The organism is Mesorhizobium sp. NZP2234, assembly GCF_013170765.1.
GTDB classification, from domain to species: domain Bacteria; phylum Pseudomonadota; class Alphaproteobacteria; order Rhizobiales; family Rhizobiaceae; genus Mesorhizobium; species Mesorhizobium loti_D.
This window is the reverse complement of the sequence record NZ_CP033364.1, coordinates 1011558-1027784: the sequence shown is the minus strand read 5'-3', so window position 1 is coordinate 1027784 and position 16227 is coordinate 1011558. Positions and strand designations below refer to the sequence as shown.

The window sequence follows — 16227 nt, the reverse complement described above, 5'->3', positions numbered from 1 at the left end:
GAACTGCTTTTAGAGGACTGCCATGAACTTCGATCTCAGCCCGCGCGAAAAGGAACTGTCGAAGAAGGGGCGCGACTTCTGCGACCAGGTGCTGCTGCCGCTGGAAGCGGTCACCGACGAGCACGGCGAACTGCCGATGGAGCGCCGGGAGGCTGTCCGGCAGCAGGTGCGCGACTGGGGGCTGGCCGGCATCAACCACTCGAGGGAAAATGGCGGCCTCGGCCTGACCATGGTCGAGCAGACGGCGATCGAGGAACAGCTCGGCCGCGTCACCAATGGCCTGTGGAGTTGTGTCTGGCGCCCGCCGGTGAGCCTGAAATTCGGCACCGAGACGCAGAAGCACGACTATCTGATCCCGTCCTCGCACGGCCATCGCCGTGGCGCCTTCGCCATCACCGAGCCGGAGGCCGGCTCCGACCCGCGCCGGGTCAAGACCAGCGCGCGCTTGAAAAATGGCCAGTGGCACCTGACCGGCGAGAAATGGTTCGTCACCTCCTACAACGCATCCGATTTCGTCATCGTGCATGCCCATGTCGACGACGATCCCGACAAGCCGACCTTGTTCCTGGTCGACAAGCCGGTAAACAACATGGTGCATCTGCGCTCGCCGAAATTCATGCACAATTTCGCCTTCGACCATGCCGAATTGCGTTTCGAGGGCACCACGGTCGGCGAGGACAAGATGCTCGGCAAGATCGGCCAGGGGCTCGAGCTGACCAAGGACTGGTTCGTCGAGGCGCGCCTGCAGATCGCCTCGCATGCCGTGGGTGCCGCGACCCGCGCCGCCGAGATCGCCAATGACTATGCCACCTCTCGCCACCAGTTCGACCGGCCTATCCGCGATTTCCAGGGCGTGGAATTCATGCTGGCCGACATGGCGGTCGAGATCTTCGCCGCCAAGTCGATGCTCTACCGCGTCGCCTGGGAGATCGACCAGGGCCTCGACCGCAAGCGCGTGCACGCCCATGCCAGCGCGTTGAAACTCTACTGCTCGGAAGCCGCCGGCCGCGTCATCGACAAGGCGCTGCAGGTGCTGGGCGGGCGCGGCTACATGCGCGAGAACCCGGTCGAGCGGCTCTATCGCGACATCCGCGTCGACCGCATATGGGAAGGCACGTCGGAAATCCAGCGCGTGGTCGTTGCCGGCCAGATCCGCAAGCGCGGCATCGGCGTCTTCAGCGAGGTGGCCTGGGCGTGACGGTAACAAGCACCTTGCCGGAGCCGAGAGCGCGGGCCGCCTTGCCGTCGCGCCGGCATGTCGAGACCGCATGCCTGCTCGGCCCGGCTCTGATCGTGCTGGCGTTGCTGTTCGTGGTGCCGCTGGCGCTGCTTTTCTCGCTGGCCTTCACCGACCCGGCCGGACCTTTCGCGACCTTCGGCGTGCTGGCCGAAAGCGCGGTCTACCGCCAGGTGATGTGGAACACCTTCGTCGTCGCGATCGTGGTCACCGCGCTCTGCACTTTGCTCGCCTGGCCGGTCGCCTATGTACTGTCGCGCCTCGACGGTGTCTGGTTCGGCCTCGCTCTTTACGGTGTGCTGTTTCCCTTCTGGATCTCGGTGCTGGTGCGCACCTTCTCCTGGATGCTGCTTCTGGAGCGCAACGGGCCGATCAACCGGCTGTTGATGGCGACCGGCATCACCGACTCGCCGCTGGCGCTGCTGTTCAACAATGTCGGCGTGCTGGTCGGCATGATCCACATCCTCCTGCCTTACATGATCCTGCCGCTCTACGGCGCCATGGTCCGCATCGACCGCCGCCTGCTGCTGGCAAGCGATGGGCTCGGCGCCAGCCTCGTCGACACCTTCCGGCGCATCTACCTGCCGCTCTGCCTGCCCGGCCTTGCCGGCGGCGCGACCTTCGTCTTCCTGCTGTCGCTCGGCTTCTTCATCACGCCTGCCCTGCTTGGCGGCTCGAATGCCATCACGCTGTCGATGCTGATCGCCAGCTTCGTCAACGACCGCCTCGCCTGGTCGCTCGCCGCCGCCGGCTCGCTGGCACTGCTCGCCATCGTGCTGGTGCTGATGGCGCTGGCCGCCCGGCTGCTGCCGATCGAGAGGGGGCTGTTCGCACGATGAACAGGTTGCCACTCCTGCTCCGCGTGTCAGCCAACGCCGGCGCCAGCCTGGTGCTCGCCTTCCTCGTGCTGCCGATCCTTGCCGTGGTGCCGGCCTCCTTCAACAAGGCGAGCTTCATCTATCTGCCGCCCCGCGCATGGTCCGGCGTCTGGTACGAGCGCTTCCTCGCCGATCCGGAATGGCGCACGTCGCTCATCAACAGCGTCGAGGTCGCCATGCTGGCCACGATCATCGCGGTGGTGCTCGGCACGCTCGCGGCGATCGGCCTGCGCCGCATCGACGGCCGCCTGCGCACCCTCGTCACCGGCCTGTTCCTGGCGCCGATGATCGTGCCGGTCATCGTCACGGCGGTGGCGCTCTACCGCAGCGCGCTCGATGTCGGCCTGAGCGGCACCATCCTTGGCATGAGCCTCGGCCATGCCATACTGGCCCTGCCTTTCGTCGTCATCAATGTCGGCATCGCCCTGCGCGCCGTCGACGACAACTGGCTGCGTGCCGCCGCCGGCCTTGGTGCCGGCCCATGGCGGATCTTCCGCACCGTCACATTGCCCAACATCACGCCGGGCATCGTCGGTGGCGCCATCTTCTCCTTCATCACCTCCTTCGATGAAGTGATCATCGCCGTGTTCATGGCCGGCTATGCCTCGAAAACGCTGCCGGTGAAGATCTGGGAATCGATTCGGCTTGAATTCACGCCGGTCATCGCTGTCGCCGCGACGGTGATGATCGCGCTGGCCATCGTCCTGTTCGCGCTGGCGCAGATTCTCAGCCGCAAATCCGGGAGCCCGAGCCGATGACCGTGATCCATTCGGGACAGTCGCTGCGCTTGGCCGGCGTGTCGAAGACCTATGGCGGCTTTCGGGCGCTGGAGCCCACCGACCTCGACGTGGCATCAGGCGAGTTCCTGACGCTGCTCGGACCCTCCGGCTCGGGCAAGACGACGCTGCTCAACCTCACCGCCGGCTATATCGAGCCGACGGCGGGCGAGATCCGCATCGGCGAGCGCGACGTCACTCGCATGCCCGCCCGCCACCGCAACATCGGCATGGTGTTCCAGAACTATGCGCTGTTTCCGCATATGAGTGTCGGCGAGAACGTCGGCTATGGCCTGAGTGTGCGCCGGCTGCCCAAGCCCGACATCACCAGGCGGGTCACCGACATCCTGGCGCTGATGCGGCTCGACGGCTTTGCCGACCGCCCCGTCCAGCAACTCTCGGGCGGCCAGCAGCAGCGCGTGGCGCTGGCGCGCGCGCTGGTCATCGAGCCCGACGTGCTTTTGATGGACGAGCCGCTCGGCGCGCTCGACAAGCAGCTGCGCCGCTCGGTGCAGCTCGAACTGCGCCGGCTGCACCAGAAGCTCGGCCGCACCACGATCTATGTCACCCACGACCAGGAAGAGGCGTTGGTGCTCTCCGATCGCATCGCGGTCATGGACAGCGGCCGCATCCAGCAACTGGGCACGGTGGACGACCTCTACGACCGTCCCGTCAACGCCTTCGTCGCCGGCTTCATCGGCGAATCCAATCTGCTGCCGGTGCGCGTGCTCTCCTCATCCGGCGGCAAGGCCTCGGTCGATGTCGAGGCGTTCCGCAAGACCATCGCCGTCGACGCGGCGCCGGGAACGGCCCCGGGCGAGCCGGCGCGGCTGCTGATCCGGCCCGAGCATGTCGAGCTCGGCGGCGGCGGCGAAGGCGTCGCCGCCGAGATCGTCGAGGTGATCTATCTCGGCGAGTTGACCCAGCTCACCTTGCGGCTGGAGAGCGGCCAGACGCTCGCCGCCCGGCAGATCACCGACCGGACATTGCGGGCCGGCGCCAGGGTCCATGTCTCGTGGAAGCCTGGCCATGTCCGCGCGGTTCCTCATTCCCCATCCAAACCCACCAAAACGGAGAAAGCCGATGCATAGGCGTACTTTCCTTCTGACGGCAGCGGGCGGCGTGCTGGCCGGCGCGACGGGTCTTCCTCGACTGGCGCGCGCGGCGGACCGGCCTTTCACCTTCACCTCCTGGGGTGGCGCCCTGTCCAACGCCGAAAAAGCGGCTTTCATCGACCCGTTCGGCCAGCTCAAGGGCATTCCGGTGGTCAACACCTCGCCGACCGAGACCGCCAAGATCAAGGCCATGGTCCAGGCCAAGGCGGTCGAGTGGGATCTCGTCGACGTCGGCGGTCGCACGGTCTGGCAGGGCGCCAATGAAGGCTTCCTCGAACCGATCGACGTTTCGAAAATCCCCAATGCCGCGGCACTCGAAAAAAGCTGGGTCGCCCCCAACGGCATCGCCACCTCGACCGGCGCCACCGTCATCGCCTGGTCGAAGACGGCATTCCCGGATGCCGGACCGCAATCCTGGGCCGACTTCTGGGACGTGAAGCGCTTTCCCGGCCCGCGCGGCCTCTACCGCTTCTTCTACTACAATTACGAGGCCGCCCTGCTGGCCTCCGGCCTCAAGCCTTCGGAAGTGTTCCCCTACACGACCGAGAAGGCCGACATGGCGATGGCCAAGATCAAGGAGCTGAAACCGCATGTCACCGTCTGGTGGGGCAGCGGCGCGCAGCCGCCGCAACTGCTCTCCTCGGGCGAGCTGGCGCTGTCCTCGGCCTGGAGCGGCCGCGTGCTGGCGGCGGAAGCGGAAGGCGCGCCCGTCGGCTTCACCTACAAGGACGGCATCGCCTGGGCGAACTGGTGGGTCATTCCCAAGGGGTCGCCCAATGTCGAGCTGGCGCATGAGGCGATCGATTTCGCGCTCGCGGAAGCCCAGCAGGCTAAGCTGCTCGCGCTCAGGACCTATGGCCCGGTGCTGAGCAGCGCGACAGCGGGCGCCGATGCCGACACGAAGAAGATACTCGTCATGTCGCCCGACAACATCAAGGACATGCTGATCCTCAACGAGGGCGAAGCCGACAAATATTCTGTCGCCTATGAGGAAAAGTGGAACCAGCTGATGCTGCAGTGAACCGCGCCGACCGGCGTGGCTGATCCGAAACCCGCCACGCCGGAGCATCGGCCCAAGGACGCCGCCCGCGATTGAGGCGGCGCATCGCACGATCTCGCCGGAGTAGACATGCCTGTTGACCCACCCCAAGCCTTGCCGGCCAGCCTGTGGGCCGCGACCGCCATCCCCGCCCCGCTCTATGCCGGGGCAAAAGGCGATGCCGTGGCCGACGTCGCCATTGTCGGTGCCGGCTATACGGGCTTGAGCGCCGCCCTTCATTTGTCGCAGGCCGGCAGGAAGGTGATCGTGGTGGAGGCCAGTGAACCCGGCTGGGGCGCTTCCGGGCGCAATGGCGGGCAGATCATCGCCGGGCTGAAGCACGATCCCGACACGCTCGAAGCCAGGTTCGGCCGGAAACTGGGCAGGGCCATCACCGAGACCTTTGGTGCCGGCGGCGATCTGGTCGTCGATCTCATCGAGAAGTACCGCATCGACTGCCACGCCGAGCGCAGCGGCTGGATCCAGGGCGCGCATGGACCCAGGCCTTTTTCGGACATCGTGACGCCCCGCTTCCGGCAATGGCACGCCAGGGGCGTCGAGGCGCGCCTGCTCGACCGCCAGCAAATGGCCGATCTCACCGGCTCGGCGCCCGAGGCCTATCATGGCGGCTGGTTCGACCCGCGCGGCGGTGTGCTGCAGCCGCTGAGCTACGCGCGTGGCCTGGCCGCCGCCGCCATGTCGCAGGGCGCCACCGTGCTGGCGCGTTCGCCGGCGCTCGGCCTCAGGCGCGAAGGTGACAACTGGCGGCTCGATCTCGGGCAGGCCTCGGTCCGTGCGCGACAGGTCGTGCTGGCCACCAACGCCTACACCGGAAACCTGTGGCCAGGGCTGCGCCAGACCGTCATCCCGGTGACCAGCTTCCAGATCGCCACGCAGCCGCTGGCGCCGGCGCTGCGCCGCACCATCCTGCCGGGCGGCCAGGGCGTCGCCGACACCAGGCGGCTCCTGCTCTATTTCCGCCTCGACCATGAAGGCCGGCTGGTGATGGGCGGCCGCTCCCCGGTCGATGACAATCCGACCATGGACGATGCGGCGCCCCTGAAGGCCGCCCTTGCCCGCATCTTCCCGCAGGCCGCGGGCGTCCCTGTCGAATTCGTCTGGAGCGGCAAGGTCGCGATCACCAAGGACACGATGCCGCATATCCACATGCTGGCGCCTGGCCTGTTCACCGCGCTTGGCTGCAACGGACGCGGTGTTGCCGCCTGCACGACGACAGGCCGGCTGCTGGCCGATCTCGCCCTGGGCACCGCGCCGGCCGACCTGCCGTTCCCGGTCACCGCACCCGACCGCTATGCGCTGCATGCCTTGCGCAAGATCGGCGTCTTCGCCTTCAGCCAGTATTACAGGTTGCTCGACAGCCGAAGCGCCGCATGACCGGAAGATCAATCGGTTAATGGCGGGTCAGTAGAGCGTGACGAAGGCCGGGAACAGCATGCCCGTCTCGCGGAAATACTCGATCAGCTCGATGGCCGGGAAGATGGCCAGGAAATAAAGCCCGTCATAGAAGGTGCGCTTGAGCGCGCGCGTCGAGAACTGCAGCTCGTCATTGTCACGGTAGAGCAGCGGATTCGGCCAGAACCGGGGCGTCGCCTTGATGTAGGCCGCATAGGCCGGGCCGAACTTGCCCAGGAGATATTCGGCTTCCTTGCGCGCCGTGACGCGGAAGATGAGAAAGCTGGCAAGGCCAAGGACTGCCGCCGCCACCAGCGAGCCATAGAGCAAACCGATGCCGACCGCGCCGACCGTCGAAAAGAAATAGAGCGGGTTCTGGCTCATGGAGAACGGGCCGGTTGAAACCAGCTCCTCGTTCTTCTTGCCGCCGACATAGAGAATGCTCCAGAGCCGGCCGGCGACGCAGACCAGCACCAGGCAGAAGCCGAAGAATTCGACGGCCTCGTGACTTTCCGAGCCCTCGGTGAGCGCCGGCTTGGTGAGAAACAGGAGCAGCACCGCCAGCACCGCCGCCACCCGCACGAAGATCAGCCGTTTGCGTTGGACGAACGCCTTCGAAACCGGCTTGAGGGAAGCATAGGTCATTCGGGTTTTCCTGGGGCACGGATTTCAGGTTCGGGCACTGGGGCACGCCATTGATGGCGGATACAAGGCGATGGCTTCTATCAGCGCAGCGCGCGCGGTTCGTAAAGGCCTTTTGCGCGGCCCATGTCCATTCTTACAAATTTGTATGCCGCCGGACAGGCTGGAGTGAAGTCGCTTCCCTATCGTTCGAATGCCAGCACGCCATCTTGGGGCCGGCTTCATTTTACGGCAGCCGGACCACCGGCATCAGACAGGGAATGGTTTCATGAGAAAATTTGCGTTTGCGGTCGCATTGGGCCTCCTCGCCGCATCCGGTCCGGTTTTCGCGGCCCCCGCGCCTTGCGAGGCGACGCTGAAGGCACTGCGCGCGGCGGAGGCGGCGGCCAAGCTCAACGACGCGGACAAGAACAGGGTCTCGGAACTGGAGACCAAGGGCATCGAGCGCTGCAACGCGGATGACGACAAGCGCGCCGACGACTTCTTCGCCCAGGCGATGAAGGTCATGGGCAAGTAATCCATGCCGTCCAAAGCACCCTCGGGGATCATCCGAGGGTGTGCGGGCGATCGAGAAAGACATGCATCGAACAGGGGCGGATCGCATGAATCCCTCGCGATGCGCTTTCATCCCGCCACGACCACCAACCTCAGGACTTCAGCCATGCTCCCCAGCAACAAGCAGCCCGCCGGGCCGGCCCAGAACAGGGTTCCGGATGTCACCCTCGATTTCTGGCTGATCAAGCTGATGGCGGTGACCATGGGCGAGACGGCGGCCGACTATCTGGCCGTCAACCTCGGGCTCGGGCTGACCGCCACATCGCTGATCATGACCGGCGTTCTGGTCGTCGCCCTTGTCCTGCAGTTCGCGCAGAAACGCTACGTACCCTGGGCCTACTGGCTGGCGGTGGTGCTGATCAGCGTCGTCGGCACGCTGATCACCGACAACCTCGTCGACAATTTCGGCGTGCGCCTGCAGACCACCACGATTGCCTTCAGCGTGGTGCTCGCGGCGACGTTCGCGGTCTGGTACGCCAGCGAGCGGACGCTCTCGATCCACACCATCTTCACGACCAGGCGCGAGATCTTCTATTGGCTGGCGATCCTCTTCACCTTCTCGCTCGGCACCGCCGCCGGCGACCTGGTCGCGGAAAGCTTCGACATGGGCTATCTGACCACGGGCCTCCTGTTCGGCGGCGTGATCGCGCTCATCGCGCTTGCCTACTATCTCCTCCATCTGGACGCCATCCTGGCCTTCTGGCTTGCCTATATCCTGACGCGGCCGCTCGGCGCGTCCTTTGGCGACCTGCTGTCGCAGCCGGTCGAATATGGCGGCCTTGGTTTCGGCACCACTTTTACCAGCGTGATCTTCCTCGGCTGCATCGTCGCCCTGGTTCTCTACATGACGTTGAAGAGAACCGCCGACGACGCCGACGAGATCCTGCTGGAATCGGATTGAGGCTTCGGCATGCACTGCGTGGCTTGCCATTCCCTGACCGTCCTAGGAACGGACCCGTCCCGGTGATAGCCTGTCCCCGATATCGGCAATCACCCGGATAAGCCAATGCGACTTCTTCTTGTCGAGGACGACCACAGGACGGCGGACTACATCGTCAGGGGATTGACCGAGGCCGGCCATGTCTGCGACCTCCTGCGCGATGGCCATGACGCGCTTTTCGCGGCGACCAGCGGCGTCTATGATGTGATCATAGCCGATCGCATGATCCCGGGTCTCGACGGCCTGTCGATGATCAAGGCGGTCCGCGCCGCCGGCGTGCGCACGCCGGCCATCTTTCTCACCTCCGTCGGCGGCGTCGACGACCGCGTCGAGGGGCTGGAAGCCGGCGGCGACGACTATCTGGTCAAGCCCTTCGCCTTTTCGGAGCTTCTCGCCCGCATAAACGCCCTTGGCCGCCGGCCCGCGGCGTTGGAGCAGAAGACCGTTCTGCGAGTCGGCGACCTCGAAATGGACCTCATCATGCGCCGCGTTGCCAGGCAGGGCCAGCCGATCGACCTGCAGCCCCGCGAGTTCAGCCTGCTGGAGGTGCTGATGCGCGGCGAAGGCCGCGTTATCACCCGCACCATGCTTCTGGAGCGCGTCTGGGACTTTCATTTCGACCCCAAGACCAGTGTCGTGGAGACCCATATCAGCCGGCTGCGGGCCAAGATCGACAAGCCGTTCGAAACCCAGCTCATCCACACCGTCCGCAACACCGGTTACAGCCTGCACGCACCGCTCGCGTCATGACCGGAACCTGGGCCCGCCTGCTGCGCAGCACGCCGTTCCGGCTCGCCTTGACGTTTGCTTTCCTGTTCATGCTGGCCTTCGTTCTGGCGGGCGCCATCGTCTACCAGATGATGAGCGCCGATCTTGCCGATCAGCTCGATGACAGCATCAAGGAAACCTACTCCGTCATCGCCGCGACCTATGCCGACAACGACCTCAAGGAACTGGTGGAGACCGTCCAAAGCCACTCCACGCGCAGCCCGAGGAAGGAGCAGCTTTTTTCGCTGACCGACGCGGCCGGCAACCGTCTGGCCGGCAACTTCACCGCGGCGGAGCTTCCCGACGGCTTTTCGATGTTCGGGGCCGAAATGCCCGGCCTGCCTCCGGATACCGAATACCGCGCCTATTCCGGTTCGGTCGGCGGCAACAATCTGACCATCGCCTTCAGCCTGTCCGAGACGGAGGAACTGGAGACGATCATTCTGATGAGCTTCGGGTGGGCAACCCTGATCATCACCGGGCTGGCGATCGCCGGCGGCGCCCTGCTCGCCTCGCGCGTCCAGCGCCGTCTCGACGGCATAGCCGCCACCATGGTCGACGTCTCGCATGGCCGGCTCGACACGCGCATCCCGCTGACCGGCAATGGCGACGACATCGACATGGTTTCCGGCCAGGTCAATGCGGCGCTCGACCGGCTGTCGGGCCTGGTCGACGGCATGAAACAGGTCAGCACCAACATCGCGCACGATTTGAAGACGCCGCTCAACCGGCTGCAGATGATCCTGGAAGGCGCCGCCGACAAGGCCGCGCGGGATCAGGACGTCTCCGACGACCTCGCCGATGCGCGCGCCGAGGGCTATCAGATCAACGAGACCTTCGATGCCCTGTTGCGGATCGCCCAGATCGAAGCCGGCGCGCGCAGGGCCCGCTTTACCGATGTCGACCTCGACGATATCCTGCGGACCATGGCCGAGATCTACGCCGACGTCGCCGAGGACGACGGAAAGGTACTATCGTTCTCGCAATTGAACGGAAGCGGAGACCGTATCCACGGCGACAGGGAACTGTTGACGCAGATGTTCGCCAATCTGGTCGAGAATGCGCTGCGCCATTGCCCGCCCGGCACGACCATCAAATTGTCGGTGGCACATCAGGGTGAGCGTGTCCTCGCCAGCGTCGCCGACGACGGACCCGGCATTCCTCCGGAGGAGCGCGAAAGGGTATTTCAGCGGCTCTACCGGTTGGACCACAGCCGCTCGACCCCGGGCAGCGGCCTTGGCCTCAGTCTTGTCAGGGCCATCGCCGATCTGCACGGGGCATCCATCGCCCTTGACGATTGCCGGCCCGGCCTTGCCGTTGTGGTGAGCTTCCCACTCGTAAGATCGCAAGCGCCCTGAGGCCGCAGCGAGCCAAAAGCTTGCAAAGCGCCGATAACTTACAAAAACGTATGGGACTGGCGACCCGTCCGTAAGCTTGCGGCGGCATACTGGATGGACCTCACCTTCCATCGAAAGGCCGTGGAAAATGATTCCCCACTTTCGGAAAGCCATCGGCGTCCTGCCGGCACTCGCGGTCGCGGCGTGCCTGGGCACGACAAGTCTGGTTCTGGCGCTTGGCTGCTTGCCGGCCTCCGCCGCCGAGAAGCCCATCCAGCCGGAGAAGAACCCTCCGGGCGACATTCCCGATACGCAGGTCTTCATCGACTATACCTCGCCGGAAGGCTTCACCCTGAAGGTGCCGGAGGGCTGGGCACGATCGGATCGTGCCGACGGCGCCAGCTTTGTCGACAAGCTGGACGGCGTCGTTGTCTCCGTTTCCAGGGCCAATGCCGCGCCGACCGTCGACAGCGCCAAGGCGGACTATGTCGCCAAGCTCGAAGCCGCCGGACGCGCCGTGCGGGTGAGCGCCGTCAAGCAGGTCAAGCTGCCGGCCGGCGCCGCGATCCGCATCGTCTACACATCGAACTCCGAACCGAACGCGGTCACCAACCGGCAGGTTCGCCTCGAGAATGAGCGCTATCTCTATTTCAAGGACGGCAAGCTCGTGGCACTCGAACTCTACGCGCCCAAGGGCGCCGACAATGTCGACCAGTGGCAACTAATGTCCAACTCGTTCCGGTGGAAATGAGATGCACGCGTTGGACGTGCATGAAATCTATCGTTTTTTCCATATCGGCGACGACGAGACGGCCGCCTTGCGAGGCGTCAGTTTCCACGTCGCCGCCGGCGAGATCGTCGCCCTGGTCGGCCCCTCAGGCAGCGGCAAATCCACCTTGCTGGCCTGCGTGACCGGCCTCGATGAACCGGATGGCGGCTATGTCGAGGTGGCCGGCGTCCGGCTGACCCGGCGTCCGGAGGCGCATCGCACGCGCGTTCGCGCCGCCAGCTTCGGCATTCTGCTGCAATCGGGAAACCTGTTCGGCCACTTGACCGTCGAACAGAACCTACGATTGCAGATGCTGCTGGCCAGGAAGCCGGACGACCGGCGGACGGCCAGCCTGCTGGAAAGTGTCGGCCTTTCGCATCGCGCACGCGCTTTTCCGACCGAACTGTCCGGCGGCGAGACGGCGCGCGCGGGCCTCGCCGTCGCGCTGGCCGCCGATCCGCCGATCCTGATCGCCGACGAGCCGACTGCGGAGGTCGATAGCGAGACCGAATCCCGGCTGATCGCTCATTTCGAGGCGCGTCGCGACGCGGGACTGGCGACGCTTCTGGCGACCCACAGCAGGGCGCTGGCACGGAAAGCCGATCGCGTCATCAGGCTGAAGGACGGGAGGATCGACCGTGGCTGAGACACTCGTCGTCGCAAAAGGCCTAGGGAGAGACTTCCAGGATGGCAACGCCGGCCGGATCGACGTGCTGCGTGATGTCGACTGCGAGATCGCCTCAGGCGCGCGCATCGCGCTTGTCGGACCTTCGGGCAGCGGCAAGACGACCTTGCTGCATATTCTTGGCGGCCTCGACCGGCCGACGGCCGGTACCGTCGGATGGCCGGGGCTTGGAGCGTTCGAGACCCTGAGGCCACGCCAGATCGGCTTCGTATTCCAGTCGCCCAGCCTGTTTCCCGCCCTCACCGCTGCCCAGAACGTCGGTCTGCCCTTGCTGCTGGCCGGCGAGAATACCGGCGCCAACGACATCGCGGCATCGCTTCTGCGATCGTTCGGCCTCGGCGAACTCGGCGACAAGCTGCCGGAGGAACTGTCCGGTGGCCAGGCCCAGCGCATTGCCATGGCGCGCGCCCTGGCAATGGCTCCAAAGCTTGTGCTGGCCGATGAGCCCACCGGGCAGTTGGACAGCCGAACGGCGTTGCGCTTCTTCGACGCCGTGCTCGACCGCCTGGACGGCACCGACATCGCCCTGGTGGTTGCCACGCATGACGAAGCCATGGCCAACCGCATGGCAACGCGCTGGACGATGGATCACGGCCGGCTCACCACCGGGCATCGGCCAGGGGCGGCCGCGGCATGATGGTCCTGCTGTGGATCCGCGGTGTGCTCGCCCGCCGCTTCCTGCGCGTGGCCGGCGCCGCGGCCGGCATCGCACTGTCGGTCGCCTTGCTGGCCACGATGTCGCTCTTCCTCGCCGGGGCCGGTGCATCGATGACCGGACGCGCCGTGTCCGCGGTTCCAATCGACTGGCAGGTGCAAGTGATCCCCGGTGCCGATCCGGACCTCATCGGCAAGGCGCTGGCGCAAGCTGTTCCGGTCAAGGCCGTGCATCAGGTGCGCTATGCCGACGTCGCCGGCTTCGAGGCTCGGACCGGCGATACGACCCAGACCACCGGCCCCGGTCAGGCGGTTGCTTTCGACAGCCGGTATTCCGGCGATTTCCCGGCGGAAATCCGCTCGCTTTCCGGCACACTTGACGGCGCGCTGATTGCCCAGCAGACAGCCGCCAACCTTCATGTCGGTCCCGGCGACACCATCTCGATCCAGCGGATGGGCCTGCCGCCGGCGGAGGTGAAAATTGCCGGCGTGGTCGACCTGCCGGACGCCGACGCCCTGTTCCAGGCTGTCGGCCTGCCGCCCCAGGCAGCGCCGCGGGCCCCGCCCGACAATGTCCTGATCCTGCCGCGGGAAATTTGGCGGCAATTGTTCGATCCGCAGCAGAAGGCCCGCCCCGACACCACCCGGCTGCAATTGCATGTACGGCTTGCCCGTGAGGCGCTGCCGCCGGATCCCGTCACGGCCTATACATTTGTCACCGACGCCCAGCGCAATCTCGAGGCAAGGGTCGCCGGCCAGGCGATCGTGGCCGACAATCTCGGCTCGCGCCTCGGGGCGGTCCGCGAGGATGCGCTGTACGCCTCCGTGCTGTTCCTGTTTCTCGGGTTGCCCGGCATCGCGCTGGCGGTCGCGCTTACCTTTGCGGTCACCGCGTCCGGCGCCGCACGCCGCCGCACGGAACAGGCGCTGCTGCGCGTCCGCGGCGCGACGACCAAGGACATCCTGTTTCTGTCCGCCACCGAAGCCGCCATGGCGGCAATAGGTGGAACCGCCATTGGCCTGGCCGCCGCAGCGCTCCTTTCCGGTATCGGACCAGGTTTCAAGGCAACGCCTGGCGTTGACGGCCCGACATTGCTTCTTGTCGCCTCCCTCGGGCTGCTGGTCGGGTTCATCGCCTTTCTCTATCCGGCTTGGCGCGATGCGCGCTGGGCGACCGTCAGCGCGGCGCGGCGCACCGTGAGCCGGCTACAGGCGCCACTGTGGCAGCGCCTGTGGCTGGACATCCTGTTGCTCGCGGCGGCGGGATTGTTCTTCTGGCAGTCGGCGAGCACCGGATACCAGGTCGTGCTCGCGCCCGAAGGCGTGGCGGCAACGGCGGTGGACTACAAGGCGTTCATCGCGCCGGCCCTGTTCTGGGTCGGCATGGCGCTGCTGACGATCCGGCTGTCGGCCACGGTCATCGCCCGCAACGGCGCGCTTCTGCGCATGGCGGTTGCTCCGGCATCGGGAACACTGGCGCCCATCGTATCGGCCGCCCTGTCGCGGCAAGCGAGGCGGCTGACGATCGGCATTGCCATGACCGCGCTGGCCATCTCCTTCGCCGCGTCGACAGCCATCTTCAACACCACCTACAATGCCCAGGCGCGCATCGACGCCGAGCTCACCAACGGTTCCGATGTCACCGTCTTCGGCACGACGGACAAGCCCGCCGGAACGCACTTGGCGGCTCTCGCCTCGCTGCCCGGCGCGGCGGCGGCGGAACCCATGCAGCATCGTTTCGCCTATGTCGGCGCGGATCTGCAGGACCTCTATGGCATCGACCCCAGCCGAATCGGACACGCAACCAGTCTTTCCGATGTCTATTTCAGCGGCGCCAGCGCGGCCGGCACGCTTGCCCTGCTCGCCGCGACGCCAGACGGTGTCCTGGTGTCGGAAGAGACCGTGCAGGATTTCCAGCTCCAGCAGGGCGATACCATCAATTTGCGGCTCATCGATGCCAGGGATCACCAGTATCATCCCGTGGCCTTCAAGTTCATCGGCGTCGCCCGCGAATTTCCGACCGCGCCCAAGGATTCCTTCCTTGTCGCCAATTCGGCCTATGTCGCCCGCATGACCGGCTCCGATGCGTCCGAATACGTGCTCATGCGCGCCAAGGCGGATCCTGCGGCGCTCGCGCGGCAGGCTTCGTCGATGCTCACATCCGATCCGTCGCTGAAGGTGGTCGATATCGGCCAGGCAGCACATCTCATCGGCTCGAGCCTGACCGCGGTCGACCTCGGCGGCTTGACGACAATCGAACTGGGCTTCGCTGTCGTCATGGCCGCCGCCGCCGGCGGGCTGATGCTGGCCCTGGGATTCCTCGAGCGCCGCCGGCCTTTCGCCATCCTCGCCGCGATCGGCGCCAAGCCGCGCCAGCTCGCGGCCTTCCTGTGGAGCGAAGGTCTGCTGATCCTTGTCGGCGGTATGGTGTTTGGCCTGCTTTCGGGCCTGCTGACGGCGTGGATGCTGGTCAAGCTGCTGACCGGCGTTTTCGATCCGCCACCCGAGGCATTGTCGATCCCCTGGCTTTATCTGGCGATCATGCTCGGCCTCGTGGCCGCTTCGGTGGTTGCCGCGGTTTGGTCCGCCAGCCCATTGGCGGGACGGGCGGCGGAACAGTTGCGCGACCTGTGAGCTGGACGTCGGCTACTTATCTGTAAACTCGCGGCCAGCCCGCCGAAAACTCCACGGCCTAGGCTCGTTCAGCCGCCCGAAGGGCCAATGGCCGGCGGCTTCACAACCAGGCAAAAACGGGAAAAGACCATGAAGAAATCCGCTATCGGCGCCACTTGGAATCCATAAGGTCGAGGTTCGCCGGCAGCGATCCCGACAGCTGTCGGCGGGCTCCTTCAAAGTATTCCAGTGACCAACCGATCGAGCCGGGTGTTTTCCCGGTACGCGAGGCGAACCAGGCCCGCGGCCAGAAAGCCGGTCGCGGCGCCACCGAGAATGTCGCTGGCGTAGTGGGTACCGAGATAGACGCGCGACAGCCCGATCAGCAGCGCGGCCGCAAGGAACCAGAATCCGCGCCGGGACAGGCCGTGGACAAGAAAGGCCGCCGCGATGGCGAAACTTGCCGTCGCATGGTCGGACGGGAACGAGAAATCGACGGTCCTGTCGATGATCAGGTGCGTGACATGCGCTTCGTAAGGGCGGACCCGTTGCACGAACAGCAGGATCAGCTGGTTGATGCCAAGCCCGATAAGGAAAGAAAGACCGGCCGCTATCAGGACATGACGGATGGCCGGATCGGCACGCGGCACCCACCACTGCGCCACGACCGCCAGCACCAGCAGCGGCACGCCTGCCGTCGAGACCCCGATCATCACGGAATCAATCGTCGAAGCGTGTCCGGCCCATGTGTTGATCCAGGCGGTGATCGCGGCGTCGAATTGATACATGCGTGGTCGGCCTCGGTT

Annotated in this window: 16 protein-coding genes; 14 read left to right on the top strand and 2 right to left on the bottom strand. The window is 65.7% G+C overall.

Annotated features, from left to right (window positions below; all coding sequences use genetic code 11):
• Positions 1-22: 22 nt before the first annotated feature.
• From EB230_RS04885 to EB230_RS04860, 6 genes are all read left to right on the top strand, one after another.
• Positions 23-1198, top strand: a complete 1176-nt coding sequence (locus EB230_RS04885; protein ID WP_056574314.1) for an acyl-CoA dehydrogenase family protein — start codon at positions 23-25, stop codon at positions 1196-1198.
• Positions 1195-2076 carry an ABC transporter permease gene (locus EB230_RS04880; protein ID WP_246738914.1) on the top strand — a complete coding sequence of 294 codons (882 nt, stop codon included), beginning with the start codon at positions 1195-1197 and terminating at the stop codon, positions 2074-2076. The genes EB230_RS04885 and EB230_RS04880 overlap by 4 nt, the downstream gene beginning before the upstream one ends.
• On the top strand, positions 2073-2873 hold the full coding sequence (locus EB230_RS04875; protein WP_056574311.1) for an ABC transporter permease: 801 nt from the start codon (positions 2073-2075) through the stop codon (positions 2871-2873). Before EB230_RS04880 ends, EB230_RS04875 begins: the two co-directional genes overlap by 4 nt.
• Complete coding sequence (locus EB230_RS04870) at positions 2870-3982, top strand: ABC transporter ATP-binding protein (RefSeq protein ID WP_172371640.1); 1113 nt, start codon at positions 2870-2872, stop codon at positions 3980-3982. The genes EB230_RS04875 and EB230_RS04870 overlap by 4 nt, the downstream gene beginning before the upstream one ends.
• Complete coding sequence (locus EB230_RS04865; protein WP_172371638.1) at positions 3975-5027, top strand: ABC transporter substrate-binding protein; 1053 nt, start codon at positions 3975-3977, stop codon at positions 5025-5027. Before EB230_RS04870 ends, EB230_RS04865 begins: the two co-directional genes overlap by 8 nt.
• Before the next feature lie 108 nt (positions 5028-5135).
• Positions 5136-6440 carry an FAD-binding oxidoreductase gene (locus EB230_RS04860; RefSeq protein ID WP_056574305.1) on the top strand — a complete coding sequence of 435 codons (1305 nt, stop codon included), beginning with the start codon at positions 5136-5138 and terminating at the stop codon, positions 6438-6440.
• Positions 6441-6467: 27 nt separating this feature from the next.
• Here EB230_RS04860 and EB230_RS04855 read toward each other — a convergent pair whose 3' ends face one another.
• A complete protein-coding gene (locus EB230_RS04855; protein ID WP_056574303.1) occupies positions 6468-7103 on the bottom strand; it encodes an isoprenylcysteine carboxylmethyltransferase family protein in 636 nt (211 codons plus the stop codon).
• Between the two features lie 265 nt (positions 7104-7368).
• On the opposite strand from EB230_RS04855, the gene EB230_RS04850 reads away from it, so the two are divergent.
• The 8 genes from EB230_RS04850 (at position 7369) to EB230_RS04815 (ending at position 15442) form a co-directional block, all read left to right on the top strand.
• Positions 7369-7617 (top strand): hypothetical protein, encoded by a 249-nt coding sequence (locus EB230_RS04850; RefSeq protein WP_056574300.1) that lies wholly within the window; start codon positions 7369-7371, stop codon positions 7615-7617.
• A 144-nt stretch (positions 7618-7761) separates the two neighbouring features.
• On the top strand, positions 7762-8556 hold the full coding sequence (locus EB230_RS04845) for a hypothetical protein (RefSeq protein ID WP_056574297.1): 795 nt from the start codon (positions 7762-7764) through the stop codon (positions 8554-8556).
• A 105-nt stretch (positions 8557-8661) separates the two neighbouring features.
• Positions 8662-9345, top strand: coding sequence for a winged helix-turn-helix domain-containing protein (locus tag EB230_RS04840; protein WP_056574294.1), 684 nt, complete (start codon positions 8662-8664; stop codon positions 9343-9345).
• Complete coding sequence (locus tag EB230_RS04835; protein ID WP_056574291.1) at positions 9342-10721, top strand: ATP-binding protein; 1380 nt, start codon at positions 9342-9344, stop codon at positions 10719-10721. Before EB230_RS04840 ends, EB230_RS04835 begins: the two co-directional genes overlap by 4 nt.
• Before the next feature lie 127 nt (positions 10722-10848).
• Positions 10849-11451, top strand: coding sequence for a hypothetical protein (locus EB230_RS04830; RefSeq protein ID WP_172371636.1), 603 nt, complete (start codon positions 10849-10851; stop codon positions 11449-11451).
• A 1-nt stretch (position 11452) separates the two neighbouring features.
• Positions 11453-12115 (top strand): ABC transporter ATP-binding protein, encoded by a 663-nt coding sequence (locus tag EB230_RS04825; protein WP_172371634.1) that lies wholly within the window; start codon positions 11453-11455, stop codon positions 12113-12115.
• Entirely contained in the window at positions 12108-12791 is a 684-nt protein-coding gene (locus EB230_RS04820; protein WP_172371632.1) for an ABC transporter ATP-binding protein, read from the top strand. The genes EB230_RS04825 and EB230_RS04820 overlap by 8 nt, the downstream gene beginning before the upstream one ends.
• Entirely contained in the window at positions 12788-15442 is a 2655-nt protein-coding gene (locus tag EB230_RS04815) for an ABC transporter permease (RefSeq protein WP_172371630.1), read from the top strand. The genes EB230_RS04820 and EB230_RS04815 overlap by 4 nt, the downstream gene beginning before the upstream one ends.
• 215 nt (positions 15443-15657) lie before the next feature.
• Here the strand turns inward: EB230_RS04815 and EB230_RS04810 are convergent, their stop codons facing one another.
• Positions 15658-16209, bottom strand: a complete 552-nt coding sequence (locus EB230_RS04810; protein ID WP_056574276.1) for a phosphatase PAP2 family protein — start codon at positions 16207-16209, stop codon at positions 15658-15660.
• Positions 16210-16227: the final 18 nt, after the last annotated feature.

What these genes read in the sequence shown, in the direction of transcription:
- EB230_RS04885 (WP_056574314.1), top strand. Translation starts at nt 23, where the DNA reads ATGAACTTCGATCTCAGCCCGCGCGAAAAGGAACTGTCGAAGAAGGGG.
- EB230_RS04875 (WP_056574311.1), top strand. Translation starts at nt 2,073, where the DNA reads ATGAACAGGTTGCCACTCCTGCTCCGCGTGTCAGCCAACGCCGGCGCC.
- EB230_RS04870 (WP_172371640.1), top strand. Translation starts at nt 2,870, where the DNA reads ATGACCGTGATCCATTCGGGACAGTCGCTGCGCTTGGCCGGCGTGTCG.
- EB230_RS04865 (WP_172371638.1), top strand. Translation starts at nt 3,975, where the DNA reads ATGCATAGGCGTACTTTCCTTCTGACGGCAGCGGGCGGCGTGCTGGCC.
- EB230_RS04860 (WP_056574305.1), top strand. Translation starts at nt 5,136, where the DNA reads ATGCCTGTTGACCCACCCCAAGCCTTGCCGGCCAGCCTGTGGGCCGCG.
- EB230_RS04855 (WP_056574303.1), bottom strand. Translation starts at nt 7,103, where the DNA reads ATGACCTATGCTTCCCTCAAGCCGGTTTCGAAGGCGTTCGTCCAACGC.
- EB230_RS04850 (WP_056574300.1), top strand. Translation starts at nt 7,369, where the DNA reads ATGAGAAAATTTGCGTTTGCGGTCGCATTGGGCCTCCTCGCCGCATCC.
- EB230_RS04845 (WP_056574297.1), top strand. Translation starts at nt 7,762, where the DNA reads ATGCTCCCCAGCAACAAGCAGCCCGCCGGGCCGGCCCAGAACAGGGTT.
- EB230_RS04840 (WP_056574294.1), top strand. Translation starts at nt 8,662, where the DNA reads ATGCGACTTCTTCTTGTCGAGGACGACCACAGGACGGCGGACTACATC.
- EB230_RS04835 (WP_056574291.1), top strand. Translation starts at nt 9,342, where the DNA reads ATGACCGGAACCTGGGCCCGCCTGCTGCGCAGCACGCCGTTCCGGCTC.
- EB230_RS04830 (WP_172371636.1), top strand. Translation starts at nt 10,849, where the DNA reads ATGATTCCCCACTTTCGGAAAGCCATCGGCGTCCTGCCGGCACTCGCG.
- EB230_RS04825 (WP_172371634.1), top strand. Translation starts at nt 11,453, where the DNA reads ATGCACGCGTTGGACGTGCATGAAATCTATCGTTTTTTCCATATCGGC.
- EB230_RS04815 (WP_172371630.1), top strand. Translation starts at nt 12,788, where the DNA reads ATGATGGTCCTGCTGTGGATCCGCGGTGTGCTCGCCCGCCGCTTCCTG.
- EB230_RS04810 (WP_056574276.1), bottom strand. Translation starts at nt 16,209, where the DNA reads ATGTATCAATTCGACGCCGCGATCACCGCCTGGATCAACACATGGGCC.